Origin of the sequence: uncultured Kushneria sp. (genome assembly GCF_947497025.1) — a bacterium.
Lineage (GTDB): Bacteria > Pseudomonadota > Gammaproteobacteria > Pseudomonadales > Halomonadaceae > Kushneria.
The window spans coordinates 1-14,186 of sequence record NZ_CANMFC010000013.1; the positions used below are offsets into that span (position 1 = coordinate 1).

Annotated in this window: 11 protein-coding genes and 4 tRNA genes; 12 read left to right on the forward strand and 3 right to left on the reverse strand. The window is 57.7% G+C overall.

The genetic code is table 11. From position 1 onward, the window contains the following. The 6 genes from Q0931_RS16420 (at window position 1) to Q0931_RS16445 (ending at window position 7,581) form a co-directional block, all read left to right on the forward strand. A tRNA-Asp gene (locus Q0931_RS16420) sits at window positions 1-77 on the forward strand. Window positions 78-350: 273 nt separating this feature from the next. Beyond that, window positions 351-1,448 (forward strand): low specificity L-threonine aldolase, encoded by a 1,098-nt coding sequence (locus Q0931_RS16425; RefSeq protein WP_299262073.1) that lies wholly within the window; start codon window positions 351-353, stop codon window positions 1,446-1,448. Between the two features lie 252 nt (window positions 1,449-1,700). After that, window positions 1,701-3,623, forward strand: a complete 1,923-nt coding sequence (locus Q0931_RS16430; RefSeq protein ID WP_299262074.1) for a PrkA family serine protein kinase — start codon at window positions 1,701-1,703, stop codon at window positions 3,621-3,623. Between the two features lie 85 nt (window positions 3,624-3,708). Next, window positions 3,709-5,007 carry a YeaH/YhbH family protein gene (locus Q0931_RS16435; RefSeq protein ID WP_299262075.1) on the forward strand — a complete coding sequence of 433 codons (1,299 nt, stop codon included), beginning with the start codon at window positions 3,709-3,711 and terminating at the stop codon, window positions 5,005-5,007. Beyond that, window positions 5,004-6,554, forward strand: coding sequence for a SpoVR family protein (locus tag Q0931_RS16440; RefSeq protein WP_299262076.1), 1,551 nt, complete (start codon window positions 5,004-5,006; stop codon window positions 6,552-6,554). Before Q0931_RS16435 ends, Q0931_RS16440 begins: the two co-directional genes overlap by 4 nt. A 166-nt stretch (window positions 6,555-6,720) precedes the next feature. Further along, on the forward strand, window positions 6,721-7,581 hold the full coding sequence (locus tag Q0931_RS16445) for a DNA/RNA non-specific endonuclease (protein WP_299262077.1): 861 nt from the start codon (window positions 6,721-6,723) through the stop codon (window positions 7,579-7,581). 265 nt (window positions 7,582-7,846) lie between these two features. On the opposite strand, the gene Q0931_RS16450 is transcribed toward Q0931_RS16445, so the two are convergent. The 3 genes from Q0931_RS16450 to Q0931_RS16460 all read right to left on the reverse strand — a co-directional run bounded on the left by Q0931_RS16450 (window position 7,847) and on the right by Q0931_RS16460 (window position 8,248). Continuing rightward, a tRNA-Leu gene (locus Q0931_RS16450) sits at window positions 7,847-7,933 on the reverse strand. A 48-nt stretch (window positions 7,934-7,981) separates the two neighbouring features. Continuing rightward, window positions 7,982-8,068, reverse strand: a tRNA-Leu gene (locus tag Q0931_RS16455). A 93-nt stretch (window positions 8,069-8,161) separates the two neighbouring features. Then, window positions 8,162-8,248: transfer RNA gene (locus Q0931_RS16460), tRNA-Leu, on the reverse strand. A 226-nt stretch (window positions 8,249-8,474) separates the two neighbouring features. Here Q0931_RS16460 and rnr point away from each other — a divergent pair. The 6 genes from rnr to rplI all read left to right on the forward strand — a co-directional run bounded on the left by rnr (window position 8,475) and on the right by rplI (window position 14,163). Beyond that, entirely contained in the window at window positions 8,475-11,075 is a 2,601-nt protein-coding gene (rnr, locus tag Q0931_RS16465; protein ID WP_299262078.1) for a ribonuclease R, read from the forward strand. Beyond that, on the forward strand, window positions 11,072-11,935 hold the full coding sequence (rlmB, locus tag Q0931_RS16470; protein WP_299262079.1) for a 23S rRNA (guanosine(2251)-2'-O)-methyltransferase RlmB: 864 nt from the start codon (window positions 11,072-11,074) through the stop codon (window positions 11,933-11,935). Before rnr ends, rlmB begins: the two co-directional genes overlap by 4 nt. A 201-nt stretch (window positions 11,936-12,136) precedes the next feature. Further along, complete coding sequence (gene rpsF / locus Q0931_RS16475; protein WP_108842507.1) at window positions 12,137-12,571, forward strand: 30S ribosomal protein S6; 435 nt, start codon at window positions 12,137-12,139, stop codon at window positions 12,569-12,571. A gap of 41 nt (window positions 12,572-12,612) precedes the next feature. Beyond that, window positions 12,613-12,840, forward strand: coding sequence for a 30S ribosomal protein S18 (gene rpsR, locus Q0931_RS16480; protein WP_086622313.1), 228 nt, complete (start codon window positions 12,613-12,615; stop codon window positions 12,838-12,840). A 12-nt stretch (window positions 12,841-12,852) separates the two neighbouring features. Next, complete coding sequence (locus tag Q0931_RS16485; RefSeq protein WP_299262080.1) at window positions 12,853-13,704, forward strand: hypothetical protein; 852 nt, start codon at window positions 12,853-12,855, stop codon at window positions 13,702-13,704. A gap of 12 nt (window positions 13,705-13,716) precedes the next feature. After that, window positions 13,717-14,163 (forward strand): 50S ribosomal protein L9, encoded by a 447-nt coding sequence (gene rplI / locus Q0931_RS16490; protein ID WP_299262081.1) that lies wholly within the window; start codon window positions 13,717-13,719, stop codon window positions 14,161-14,163. The last annotated feature ends 23 nt before the right edge of the window (window positions 14,164-14,186 follow it).

The following is a 14,186-nucleotide window of genomic DNA, read 5'->3' on the forward strand; positions in this document are numbered from 1 at the left end:
GGACTGGTAGTTCAGTTGGTTAGAATGCCGGCCTGTCACGCCGGAGGTCGCGGGTTCAAGTCCCGTCCAGTCCGCCATTCGCTTGAACGTCTATTGTATTCCCTCCTGCAAGACAATCATTTCCTGTTTTAATCGTTTTTCCTGCATGATCACTGTCATGTCTATCTGATTCCGTTCTGCCTGATTCCGTTCTGCCTGATTCCGTATCGCCCATATGGCGCCATGCTGTCGTTGTTTGCAGGATACCGGCTTGCCAGTCTCTCCTGCGCGCTGCATGCTTGACCTGTCATGCCATTGATCGAGCGATCCTCGATAGGCAAGCCGATAACAAGCAGCAGGACAACCTCAACATGACGACCCCAGGTTTCAGCAATACTGTCGCACCCAGCGACATCGCCATTGCTTCTCCGCGTTTTCTGGCCAGCGATAACACATCGGGTATCTGCCCCGAGGCCATGCATTATCTGCTTCAGGCCAACGAGCAGGATGATCTGGCCTACGGCAACGATGTGTGGACCGAGCGGGCATCGAGCCATTTCAGAACGCTTTTTGAGGCAGACTGCGAAATATTTTTCGTCTTTAACGGGACCGCGGCCAACTCTCTGGCCCTGGCTTCCCTTTGCCAGTCCTATCACGGTGTCATCTGCCATCAGCTGGCGCATATCGAGACCGATGAGTGCGGTGGGCCGGAATTTTTTTCCAACGGTTCAAAGCTGTTGCCGGTAGATACGCCCATGGGCAAGCTGACGCCCGAAGGCATTGCCAGTGTTGTCACGCGGCGCAACGATATTCACTATCCTCGACCCAAAGTGGTCTCCATCACCCAGGCCACCGAAGTAGGCACGCTTTACTCACTCGATGAGCTACAGGCCATACGGGAAGTGGCTGATCAACACGATCTCAGAATCCACATGGATGGCGCCCGCTTTGCCAATGCCTGCGCCTCGCTGAATGTGACGCCTGCGGAGATGACCTGGAAGGCAGGCGTGGATGTGCTGTGCTTTTCAGGGACCAAAAACGGCCTGGCCTTCGGTGAAGCCATCGTCTTTTTTGACCGCGAGCTGGCACGCGATTTTGAATACCGTTGCAAGCAGGCCGGTCAACTGGCTTCCAAGATGCGATTTGTCAGCGCGCCCTGGCTTGGGCTTCTGGAAAATAATGTCTGGCTGGCCAATGCCCGCCATGCCAATGCCATGGCAAGGCGTCTGGTCAATGGCGTGCATGATATCGATGGTATTGAGGTCATGTTTCCCGTGCAGGCCAACAGCGTCTTTCTTGAAGTCCCTGCCTCGGCACAACAGTACTTACGCGATTGTGGATGGACGTTTTATACCTTTATAGGCGAGGGCGGTGTCCGCTTTGTCTGTAGCTGGAACACGTCCGAGACGCTGATCGACGCGCTGGTGGCCGACCTTCGCCAGGCGCTGGCACAACACGCTCAACAGTGATATTGATAAGACATCTTTCCTGACACCGGTGCGGCATTGCCTCATGCCGCATCGCCTGATTCAAGCAGGGGTGTTATCCGGTGTGTTCCCGGATCAACACAACCAACCATCCTCGTTTTAACGCCTGACAGCGCTTTCCATAAGCGAGAAAGAACCTTCGATGAGCGGGAGTGCCGCAGTGGCTGATTGATTTCACGGAAATGACGAGCGTGCGTACGGCAGGACACACCGTCGCCACTCAAGGAGAAGTTCATGAGCATTTTTGATCATGTGCAGCATCGCTTTGAGCGCACCCTCCAGGAAGAGATGAGTCTTCAGGAGTATCTTGAGCTCTGTCGCAAGGACCCGGAGGCCTATGCCAGCGCTTCCGAGCGCATGCTCAGAGCCATCGGTGAGCCGGAAGTCATTGATACGGCCAAAAATCCCCGCCTTTCCCGTATTTTCTCCAACAAGCTGATTCGTCGCTATCCCGCCTTTGCCGAATTTCATGGCATGGAAGAGGCCATCGAGCAGATCGTTGCCTATTTCCGCCATGCATCACAGGGGCTTGAAGAGCGCAAACAGATTCTCTATCTGCTCGGTCCGGTCGGCGGCGGCAAGTCCTCGATTGCCGAACGCTTGAAAGCGCTGATGGAGCAGATTCCCTTTTATGCCATCAAGGACTCGCCGGTGCATGAGTCACCGCTAGGGCTTTTCAGCGCCGAGGAGGATGGTGACACGCTGGAAAGTGAATACGGCATTCCAGGGCGCTACATGCGCAGTGTCATGTCGCCCTGGGCGGCCAAGCGCCTGCGTGAATATGGCGGTGACATTTCCCGCTTTCGAGTCGTCAAGGTCTATCCGTCACGGCTCAATCAGATCGCGATTTCCAAGACCGAACCGGGGGATGAAAACAATCAGGACATTTCCTCGCTGGTCGGCAAGGTCGATATCCGCAAGCTTGAGCTCTTTTCTCAGGATGATCCGGACGCCTACAGCTTCTCGGGCGGGCTGTGTCGCGCCAATCAGGGGCTGATGGAGTTCGTGGAGATGTTCAAGGCGCCGATCAAGGTGCTGCACCCGCTCCTGACTGCCACTCAGGAGGGCAACTACAACCCGACCGAAGGGATGGGGGCTATTCCCTTTGACGGGGTGATTCTGGCGCATTCCAACGAGAGTGAGTGGCAGCAGTTTCGCAACAATCGCAACAATGAGGCCTTTTTGGACCGTGTATACATGGTCAAGGTGCCTTACTCGTTGCGTGTCTCCGAGGAGATGAAGATCTATGAGAAGCTCCTGCAGCACTCTTCGCTGTCACAGGCGCCCTGTGCGCCGGACACGCTGCGGATGCTGGCGCAGTTTTCGGTGCTTTCAAGGCTCAAGGAGCCGGAAAACTCCAGTATCTACTCCAAGATGCGCATCTATGACGGGCAGAATCTGAAGGATACCGACCCGCGCGCCCGCTCGATTCAGGAGTATCGAGACAGCGCCGGTGTGGATGAGGGGATGGAAGGGTTGTCGACCCGCTTTGCCTTCAAGATTCTCTCAAAAGTCTTCAATTTTGACTCCAGCGAAGTGGCGGCCAACCCGGTACATCTGCTGTATGTGCTCGAACAGCGCCTCGAGCAGGAGCAGTTGCCGCGTGAAGTGCACGACCGTTATCTGCGCTTTATCAAGGAGTATCTGGCGCCACGCTATGTCGACTTCATCGGCAAGGAGATTCAGACCGCCTACCTGGAGTCCTACTCCGAGTACGGTCAGAACATCTTTGACCGCTACGTGACCTACGCCGATTTCTGGATTCAGGATCAGGAGTTTCGTGACCCGGAAACCGGAGAGCTGCTGGACCGTCAGGCGCTCAATGAAGAGCTCGAGAAGATCGAAAAGCCGGCCGGTATCTCCAATCCGAAGGACTTCCGCCATGAGGTGGTCAACTTCGTGCTGCGTGCCCGGGCGCAAAATGAGGGGCTTAACCCCAGCTGGCAGTCCTATGAAAAGCTCAAGGGCGTGATCGAGCACAAGATGTTTGCCAACACCGAAGAGCTCCTGCCGGTCATCTCGTTCAATGCCAAGGCCTCCAGCGACGATCGGAGAAAGCACGAGGATTTTGTCGATCGCATGGTCGCGCGGGGCTATACCGAAAAGCAGGTGCGCCTACTGTCGGAGTGGTATCTGCGCGTACGCAAGTCCCAGTAAGCGGCTGGCGCCGGCCTGATGGTCGGTGCCCATTCCCACCCGGATACGGGGCAGACGGCATGATCGGTCTGCAGGAGGTGGTGACGTGAGCTATTTCATCGACCGGCGCAGCAACGCTCGTCACAAGAGTGCGGTCAACCGGCAGCGCTTTTTAAAACGCTATCAAAAGCATATCAAGCGCGCCGTGGAGGATTCGGTCAATCGGCGCTCAATCACCGACATGGAGCGCGGCGAGAAAGTCAGTATTCCGGGCCGGGACATTTCCGAGCCCGTGTTCCGTCATGGCAAGGGCGGACGGCGCACGGTGGTCAGCCCCGGCAACCGTGAATTTGCCGAAGGGGATCGAATGCGTCGCCCTCACGGCAGCGGTGGCGGTGGGGGGAGCGGCGAAGGATCCGCCTCCAATCAGGGAGAAGGGGTCGACGAGTTTGCCTTTACGCTGTCCCGAGACGAATTTCTGAGCTTTATCTTTGATGGTCTGGAACTGCCGCATCTGGAGCGCAAGCAGCTGGCCGATATGGCAGAGCGTCGGCCCGTGCGGGCGGGGCTCTCCCGACAGGGGGTGCCTGCCCGCATGAACATCGTGCGCTCGATGCGCGAGGCGCAGGCCCGCCGTATTGCCATGCGTGCGCCGATCAAGCGGGCGCTGTGTGATGCGCAAAAGGCGCTGGAAGAGGAAGAGCGCAAGGATCCCGTTCTGCGCCATCCCGGTCGAATACGTGAGCTCAGAGAGGAGATCGAACGACTGGAAAAACGTCTTGAGGCCGTGCCCTTCATCGATACGTTTGATCTTCGCTACAACCATCTTGTCGATCAGCCTCAACCCTCCAACAAGGCGGTCATGTTCTGTGTGATGGATGTGTCGGGTTCCATGACCCAGAACCACAAGGACATCGCCAAGCGCTTCTTTCTGCTGCTGTATCTGTTCCTTGAGCGGGACTATGAACGGGTCGAGCTGGTGTTCATTCGACACCATACCGCCGCACGCGAAGTCGATGAAGAGGCCTTTTTCTATTCCCGTGAAACGGGGGGCACCATTGTGTCCAGTGCGCTGCATCTGCTCGATGAGATCATCGAGGCGCGCTATCCGCCGGCGCAGTGGAATCTGTATGTGGCCCAGGCCAGTGATGGCGACAACTGGGATGATGACTCCGTGCAGTGCCGTCAGATCCTCTCGGATGCGCTGATGCCAAAGCTTCGGTACTACGCCTATGTCGAGATTACCCCGCATGCCCACCAGGCTCTCTGGGAGGAGTACACGCGCGTACAGGACTGCTATCCCGAACGATTTGCCATGCGCCAGATCGTTCAGGCCGGCGATATCTATCCGGTCTTTCGTGAACTGTTCAAAAGCCGCCAGGGCGGCCAAGAGGCTCACTCATGAGCACATCCTACAAGCCGATTCATGATGAGGACTTTCTGGGGCAGGGGTCCGACTGGTCCTTTGATGATCTTGAACATTACGAGCGAGAGATTGCCCGTATCGCCGCCGAGTTCCGTCTGGAGACCTATCCCAACCAGATCGAGATCATCACCTCCGAACAGATGATGGATGCCTACTCCAGCATCGGCATGCCGGTGGGGTACAGCCACTGGTCATTTGGCAAACAGTTCCTGTCCGTCGAACAGGCCTATAAACGCGGGCAGATGGGGCTGGCCTATGAACTGGTGATCAACTCTGACCCCTGTATCGCCTATCTGATGGAAGAAAATACCCTGATGATGCAGATTCTGGTCATGGCGCACGCCTGTCATGGCCATAATTCGTTTTTCAAGGGCAACTATCTCTTCCGCGCCTGGACTGACGCCTCCGCCATCGTGGACTACCTGGTCTTTGCCCGTCGCTATGTCAGCGAGTGCGAAGAGCGCCATGGTGTCGAGGCCGTCGAGCAGCTGCTTGATGCCTGTCATGCGCTGCAAAATCAGGGTGTGGATCGCTACAAGCGACCTTCTGCCATTTCGGCCGAAGAGGAGGCACGTCGCCAGCAGGAGCGTGAAGGCTATCTGCAGCAGCAGATCAACACGCTCTGGAGCACCATTCCACAGTTGCGCGCGGCCGATGCCCGAAACGTCGATGGTGAGGCGCAAGGGCTCGGTCAGCGTCCACGCTACCCGTCAGAGCCGCAGGAGAATCTGCTCTACTTCATCGAAAAGAATGCGCCCCTGCTGGCACCATGGCAGCGCGAGATCGTGCGCATCGTGCGCAAGCTGGCGCAATATTTCTACCCGCAGCGCCAGACGCAGGTCATGAATGAAGGCTGGGCCACCTTCTGGCACTACAACATCATGCATCGCCTTTACGATGAGCAACTGATCGATGAAGGGGTGATGCTGGAGTTTCTCCAGTCCCATACGGCGGTAGTGGCGCAGCCGGGCTTTGACAGCCCCTGGTATAACGGCATCAATCCCTACGCGCTGGGATTTGCCATGTTCAGCGATATTCAGCGCATCTGTACCGCGCCGACCGAGGAGGATCGGGCATGGTTCCCGGAGATGGCCGGCAGCGACTGGCTCGAGACGGTCCACTTCGCCATGCGCAACTTCAAGGATGAATCGTTCATTCAACAGTTCCTGTCCCCCAGGGTGATGCGGGACATGAAACTCTTTGCGCTACTTGATGATGACCAGGATGACATGGTCGAAATTTCGGCCATCCATGATGATCGTGGCTACAAGCGGATTCGCGAGGCGCTGTCATTGCAGTACTCACTGGGACATCGAGAGCCGGATATCCAGGTATGGGCAGCCAATATTCATGGCGACCGTTCACTGGTGCTGCGCCATGAGCGAACGCAGCGAAGACCGCTGGATGATGCGTTTTCGCCCGTCATGCATTATCTCCATCAGCTGTGGGGGTTTCCCATCGTGCTGGAAGTGGTCGAAAACGGTGAAGTGGTGGATCGCCACGACTGGCCGCAGACTGGTGGATAAACCACCCCTTGTGTGGCTGGAATGCAGTATTTTTCATGACGAGCCTTCGGGCTCGTTTTTTAGTCATATCAGCAGCCTGTCATTGACTGGGGTATACTCGCCGCCGCCCGGGAGGGCCGTTTTGAGAATGCAGTGACTTTTGAAAATACAGTGGCAGGGGATGGTTATGGCGCGGCGACGTCCGGGACTTTTAAAGCGCTTGCGGCGCATGAGTGGTGCCGGGCTCCTGGCAACGGCGGTCATGTATGGGCTGTGGTATTACCAGGAGCGTACGTACTGGGAGCAGATGAGCTGGATGGGCACGCCCCGGGCCGAAATCTGGTATGACTGGAAAACGCTTAACCGAACGTTGCGCAGCGACGGGTTCCTGACGGGCTGGTCGGATCTGCGGGCCAACCCCTTATGGACCGTTTACCGCCTCAATCGGGTGAACCATCCCGGTATTGGCGCGCGTCCGGGGCATTTCAGTGATGACTGGCGCACGCTTTGGCCGGTCTCCAGTGATGACTATACCGGCAGTGGCTATGACCGCGGTCATCAGGCGCCCAATTACGCCATTGCGGCGGTCCATGGTCGTCAGGCGCAGCTCGATACCTTTCAGATGAGCAACATTTCGCCGCAAAGGCCCGATCTTAACCGGCGTGTCTGGCAGCGTCTCGAAGAGGTAGTGATCGATGAATTTGCCGACCGATTCGGCACGCTCTGGGTGACCACGGGTCCTATCTTCGATGATGACATCAAGCGAATGTCATCATTTATCGAGATTCCGGATGCCTTTTACAAGATTGTTTTGGCGCCGGGGGATGCCAGTACGCCGCCAAAAATGATTGCCTTTATCGTGCCCCAAAACGTCCGGGGCAATGAGCCGCTTGATCGTTTTCTGGTCAGCGTCGACGAGATCGAGGCGCGTACAGGGTTTAATTTCTTCAGCGAGTTACCGGATAAAATGGCCGATCAGCTGGAGTCCGGGGTGGATGCTCAGGGCTGGGGGCTGGAACGCGTGGCAAGGCAGCCGGCACGTTATTGATACCCATCATGCCTGTCTGTCGTGACGCCGATACGGGCGGTGTCATGGCGGGACACTTGCTGATGACGGGGCGAATGCTGGTGATATGACAGCGTTGAACGCGTTGTAGGACACGGCTGGCGGATCACGGGGACGTGACGTGAAATCGCGAAAATGCCGTATGGGCAGAAAACCAATATCGGACAGAGGCCAAAACAGTCAGCAGGGCAGGAAAGTATGCAACAAGGATGTATCGAGGGGGAAGCGATGTATCTGAGGGAAAACATGGTGCCCGGGAAAGGACTTGAACCTTCACGACCATACGGTCACTAGCACCTGAAGCTAGCGCGTCTACCAATTCCGCCACCCGGGCAGGGTGTCAGCAGTCCAAAGACCGTGATGAAAGCGATGTCTGATCAACTGGTGCCCGGAAGAGGACTTGAACCTCCACGACCATACGGTCACTAGCACCTGAAGCTAGCGCGTCTACCAATTCCGCCATCCGGGCGTTGATCACACGATACTGCTATACAGTTTCTTCACTACTACCTGAGCTCGACAGACGTTTCTCTCTATCTTTTCACCGTCTCGTTTTTTGAGATGGTGCCCGGAAGAGGACTTGAACCTCCACGACCATACGGTCACTAGCACCTGAAGCTAGCGCGTCTACCAATTCCGCCATCCGGGCAGGTGGGCCGAAATAATACGCAATTTTTTGAGTGATGCAAGAGGTGAAGGTCGACGGAGGCCAGTTTTTTACACCCTGCAACGTTTCCGGGGTAATAAAGGGGTTTGGGTCGTCCTGTCGAGACCGCTATAATCGTTGCCATGAAGACAAGACATCCCATTATCCCGCGCCCGCTGCTCGCCATCTTGCCCGGTATCACAAGACAACCATTTCAGGGAAGCAATCTATGAGTCAATGGACGCCAGCCGACGATCCGCAGGCGGAACGTGAGGCCAGTCAATATGACAACCCGGTCCCCAGTCGTGAATACCTTCTGCAGATTCTGACCGAGCACGGCAAGCCCATCACCCATGAAGATGTCAGCAAGTTGCTAGGCATCGAGGATGAGGACCGCCTGGAAGCGGTTCGCCGGCGTCTCTCGGCCATGGAGCGTGATGGGCAGATACTACGCCACAAAAGTGGTGCCTTTGAAATTATCGATCCTGATCTGCTGCTGGATGGTCGAGTGGTCGGCCATCGCGATGGCATCGGTTTCTTTGTGCGCGATGACAAGCAAAAGCCGGATCTGGTCATTCCCCCGCGTCAGATGCGCCGTCTTTTTGACGGAGATCGCGTGCGTGTACGTGTCAGCGGCAAGGATCGACGTGGCAGGGAAGAGGCCAGCGTCAACGAAATTCTTGAGCGCAACACGCCCACCCTGATCGGTCTGTATCGCAAGCGCGGCGACGATATTGCCGTGGTGGTACCCGAAAACAGTCGCATTGCTCATGAAGTCATCATTGAGCAGGGAGCGGCCAATGGCGCCGAGGATGGCCAGGTAGTCGAGGTTCGCATTACCACGCAGCCCGGTTTGCGTCAGCAGCCCATCGGCGAGGTGACCGAAGTGCTGGGCGAGCGCATGGACCCCGGCATGGAAATCGATATTGCCATTCGCGAACATGATATCCCGGCAGAATTCCCGGTCGAGGTGCTCGATCAGATTCGCGACATGAGCGAGGAGGTCACCGATGAGGACAAGCAACATCGTGTCGATCTGCGTGACTGGCCGCTGGTCACCATCGACGGTGAAGACGCCAAGGACTTTGACGACGCCGTTTATGCCTGGAAGACCAAGTCCGGTGGCTGGAAGCTGATCGTTGCCATTGCCGATGTCTCGCACTATGTCGAGGTCGATTCGCCGCTGGACCGCGAGGCCTGGCAGCGGGGCAATTCGGTCTACTTCCCCGGTCAGGTCGTACCCATGCTGCCGGAGCTTTTGTCCAACGGACTGTGTTCAATCAATCCGGATGTGGACAGACTCTGCATGGTCTGTGAGATGAACATCTCGCAACGCGGCGAGATCAGCCGCTACAAGTTCTATGAAGGCGTGATGCGCTCTCATGCGCGGCTGACCTACAACAAGGTCGGCACCATGTTGGAAAATGCTGACAGCGAAGAAGGTCAGGCCCTGCGAGGCGAGTATTCGCACGTGGTCAAGCCGCTGGAAGCGCTGCACGGGATTTACAAGACGCTGCGCCAGGCACGTACCGTGCGCGGCGCCATCGACTTTGAAACGACCGAGACCCAGATCGTTTTCAACGATCAGCGCAAGATCGAGCGCATCGTGCCGCGGACCCGCAATGATGCCCACAAGCTGATCGAGGAATGCATGCTGGCGGCCAATGTGGCCACCGCGCGCTTTCTGGAAAAGCACAAGCTGCCGGCGCTTTATCGCGTTCACGCCTCGCCTTCTGATGAAAAGCTCGCCACGCTGCGCGCGTTTTTGGGCGAGCTGGGTCTGACGCTGGGTGCCAGCGGTGAAAAGGGCAAGTCCACGCCGCAGGATTTCCAGAATCTGCGTGAAGTGATCAATGGTCGTCCGGATGCCGATATCATCCAGACGGTCATGCTGCGCAGCATGAACCAGGCCGTTTATTCGCCGCACAATGAAGGCCATTTCGGGTTGGCCTATGCCGCCTACGCCCACTTTACGTCGCCGATCAGGCGCTATCCCGATCTGCTGGTGCATCGTGCCATTCGCTCGGTCATTCGCAGTCAGCGTGAATCGACCAACGTTGAGCGTGTGGAAGGTGCGGCCAACAACGAGCCGCAGCGCTGGTGTCCGTATAACTTCGAACAGATGGTCGCCATGGGCGAGCATTGCTCGATGACCGAGCGGCGTGCCGATGAAGCCACACGCGATGTCGAGGACTGGCTCAAGTGCGAGTTCATGGCCGACAAGGTCGGTGATGTCTTTGAAGGTGCGATTGCCTCGGTGACCCCGTTTGGCCTGTTTGTGCGGCTCAACGAGCACTTTGTCGAGGGGCTGGTGCATATCACCAATCTGCCTTCCGACTACTACCAGTTTGAAGCCGAGCGCCATCAGCTCAAGGGCGATCGCACGGGCGTGACCTATCGCCTTGGCGATGGCGTCACCGTTCAGGTGGCTCGCGTCGATCTCGATGATCGCAAGATCGATTTCATGCTGACCGACGCTCAGCCCCAGTCGCGACGTCGTATTCGCAAGCCCGGTACCGATGCACCAGCCGGTGACAGCAAGGCGCCTGCCGAAACGGATGCGCCGAGCAAGAAGCGTCGCAAGTCCCGCCCGGGCAAGAAGGAGCGTCTGCGTCGTCGTGAAGAAAAAGTGGCTGAAAGCGGCTCTGCAGAAGCACCCGATACACTCAAGGCTGAAGAAGATGCGGCGGCGCGCAAGCGCAGCGCCAGGGTCGCCAGCGCCAGGGCCGGCAAGTCTGACAGTGACAAGCGTGATGCCGGTAAAGGCAAGGGCAAAAGCGGTGCTGACAAGGGCAAGCGTGGTACTGAAAAGGATCGTCGCAAGTCATGAAAGGCGATCATCAACGCCGCGGTAAAAAAGGCGGTGGCAGATCACAGGAGCCCCGGCGGCAGCAGGGTGCAGGCCGTGGCAAGGAAAGGGGACACCCAGGTGCCCGGGCTGCAGCACCTCGCGGGCTTGATGCTGTCCATGGTGTTCATGCGGTCGAAACCCTGCTGTCGCGCCAGCAGGTACCTGTCGAGCTCTGGGTACAGGAAGGTCAGGCAGAAAAACGCCTGACCGACATTCAGCAGCAGGCAACCACCCTCGGGGCACGTCTTGTGCTTCAGCCCCGTGACGTGCTCGATCAGGTCGCCGAAGGGGCTCATCAGGGGGTCATTGCCTTTTGTGAGCCACTGGTAGCAGACAATGAGGCCTCGCTTTTCTGGCAACTTGAAGCGCAGGCCGATCAGTCACCGCTGCTTCTGGTGCTCGATGGCGTTACCGATGTGCATAATTTCGGGGCCTGTCTACGCTCGGCCGATGCGGCAGGCGTTATTGGCGTGATGGTCGCCAGGGATCGCTCGGCGCCGCTTAATGCCACCGTGCGAAAGATTTCCTGTGGCGGCGCCGAAAGCGTGCCGGTGTATCAGGTGACCAATCTGGCAAGAGCGCTGGTGCGGCTGAAGGACTACGGCATGCAGGTTCTGGGTGCCGCGGGAGAAGCCGATGCTCTGGTTCACGATGTCGACATGCGTGGACCTACCGCGCTGGTCATGGGGGCCGAAGGCAAGGGGCTTCGACGTCTGACGCGCGAGCACTGTGATCAGCTGGTCAAGCTCCCCATGGCCGGTCAGGTGTTGAGTCTCAATGTGTCGGTGGCCACCGGCATCTGTCTGTTTGAAGCGGTGCGTCAGCGAAGCACCCACTGATCCTTTTACTTGCAAGCAGCGGGCCATCTCCCTACAATTGTGCGGTTTCGCGGCGGCTACGGCCGCCGAATGCATTTGCAGGGCATCGAGACAACATCCTCGAGCCTGCCCTTGTAACGAAAAATACCCTTCTATCAACTCCTTGCTTCCCATGGCGGATATATCTGTCATCGAGAAGCTGTCAAACCGAAAGGAGACACCATGCGTCATTACGAAATCGTGGTCATGGTCCATCCGGACCAGAGCGAGCAGGTGCCTGCCATGATCGAGCGCTATACCGGCCTCGTGACTGAAAATGGCGGTACTGTTCATCGTCTTGAAGACTGGGGCCGTCGTCACCTGGCTTACCCGATCAACAAGATCCACAAGGCTCACTACGTTCTGATGAACGTTGAATGCAGCGGCGAAACACTGGCTGAACTGGAAAACATCTTCCGTTTCAACGATGCCATTATTCGCAACATGGTCGTGCGTTGCACTGAAGCGGTCACTGAAGCATCTCCGATGATGAAAGCGGCAGATGAGAAGGGACGCCGTCGCGAGCGCTCCGATGATGATCGCCCGCGTGAACGCTCTGATTCTGACGACGATCGCCCGCGCGAACGCTCTGACGAGTCGACCGAAGCTGCCTCCTGAGCTGATGCTCTGGCCTGAATCCACCTACTGGAGAGACTGACATGGCCCGTTTTTTCCGTCGTCGCAAGTTTTGCCGCTTCACCGCCGAAGGCGTGAAGTACATTGACTACAAGGACCTCGACACGCTGAAAGCCTACGTGACCGAGACCGGCAAGATTGTCCCGAGTCGTATCACCGGTACACGTGCACGCTATCAGCGTCAGCTGGCTACCGCGATCAAGCGCGCTCGTTATCTGGCCCTGCTGCCCTACACCGACAGCCACCAGTAAGCTGCACACGCCATGCAGGGTTTCGCTCGCTGGATAATGCAGAGTACGCCACGTGCGGTTGGTGTGGCGCTACTGGGCTCACTGGTCCCATGGCTTTTCTGGCTGTCTGCTGCCATCAGCGCGCTGGTGACGCTGCGCCGCGGCTTTGGGCCGGCATCGCCGGTCGTACTGGCCGCCGCAGTGCCGGCAGGCTGGTGGTGGATGCAGGGAGATGCCATACCGCTGGCCAGTATTCTGCTGGTGACGGTGATGGCCATTATTCTGCGAGAGCGATTTCGCTGGGGGGAAACCCTGCTGGCAGGGGCCATTGTGGTGGCCGTGTTGATTCAGATTGGGGTCTTCGCACCACCTGATGCCTCGCAACTGATTGAGGAAGTGCGCGCCCAGGCGCCGGAGATTGACGAGCTGCTTCGGCAGTACGCAAGTCAGGGTGTGCCGGTTGAAAGACTGGCACGATTGATGATCTCGGCCGTGACCGGCCTGATGGTCATGCTGGCTGCGACCGCCTGCCTTGCGCTGGCGCGCAGCTGGCAGGCGGTCCTGTACAATCCCGGCGGTTTTCGAGAAGAGTTCCATCGCTTTCGCTTGTCGAGGCTGGAACTTGCCGGTGTGGTCCTGATGACTGCCGTTGGCCTTCTGGGTGCGTTGCCGGGTGCTGTCCTGATGGCCTGGGTACCTCTTCTGGTAGCGGGTATTGCCTTGGTGCACGGTGTTGTAGGTGTAAAGTCCATGAGAGGGTTCTGGCTGGTCGGCTTTTATGCCTTGCTGCTGACCACCTGGCCCACGTTAGTGATAGTGCTGCTGCTGGCGCTGATAGATACCTTTGCGGATTTCCGCACGCGTCTGATCGGCAGTCAACGTTAAGAGGTCCACGAGATGGAAGTCATTCTGCTCGACAAGCTCGGCAAGCTGGGAGATCTGGGCGACCAGGTTACCGTCAAGCCGGGTTACGGTCGCAATTACCTGGTGCCCTACGGTCTGGCCGTTCCGGCAACCAAAGCCAACGTCGACGCCTTCGAAACGCGCCGTGCCGAACTTGAAGCCAACGCCGCAGAGCGTCAGGCCGAAGCCGAGCGCCGCGCTGAAGAGCTGTCCGAGATCGAGCTGTCGCTCGTTGCTCGCGCTGGTGAAGAAGGCAAACTGTTCGGTTCCATCGGTCCGCGCGATCTGGCTGATGCCATCGCTCAGGCAGGTATTGATGTCGCACGCAGCGAAGTGCGCATGCCGACAGGCCCGATTCGCCAGACCGGCGAATATGACATCGAGCTGCGTCTGCACTCTGATGTCACCGCCAGCGTTCGCGTAGTCGTTGTTGCTGAATAAGCCATATTGATGGCACTGCGCAT

What these genes read in the sequence shown, in the direction of transcription:
- rnr (WP_299262078.1), top strand. Translation starts at nt 8,475, where the DNA reads ATGAGTCAATGGACGCCAGCCGACGATCCGCAGGCGGAACGTGAGGCC.
- Q0931_RS16485 (WP_299262080.1), top strand. Translation starts at nt 12,853, where the DNA reads ATGCAGGGTTTCGCTCGCTGGATAATGCAGAGTACGCCACGTGCGGTT.
- rpsF (WP_108842507.1), top strand. Translation starts at nt 12,137, where the DNA reads ATGCGTCATTACGAAATCGTGGTCATGGTCCATCCGGACCAGAGCGAG.
- Q0931_RS16430 (WP_299262074.1), top strand. Translation starts at nt 1,701, where the DNA reads ATGAGCATTTTTGATCATGTGCAGCATCGCTTTGAGCGCACCCTCCAG.
- rpsR (WP_086622313.1), top strand. Translation starts at nt 12,613, where the DNA reads ATGGCCCGTTTTTTCCGTCGTCGCAAGTTTTGCCGCTTCACCGCCGAA.
- rlmB (WP_299262079.1), top strand. Translation starts at nt 11,072, where the DNA reads ATGAAAGGCGATCATCAACGCCGCGGTAAAAAAGGCGGTGGCAGATCA.
- Q0931_RS16425 (WP_299262073.1), top strand. Translation starts at nt 351, where the DNA reads ATGACGACCCCAGGTTTCAGCAATACTGTCGCACCCAGCGACATCGCC.
- rplI (WP_299262081.1), top strand. Translation starts at nt 13,717, where the DNA reads ATGGAAGTCATTCTGCTCGACAAGCTCGGCAAGCTGGGAGATCTGGGC.
- Q0931_RS16440 (WP_299262076.1), top strand. Translation starts at nt 5,004, where the DNA reads ATGAGCACATCCTACAAGCCGATTCATGATGAGGACTTTCTGGGGCAG.
- Q0931_RS16445 (WP_299262077.1), top strand. Translation starts at nt 6,721, where the DNA reads ATGGCGCGGCGACGTCCGGGACTTTTAAAGCGCTTGCGGCGCATGAGT.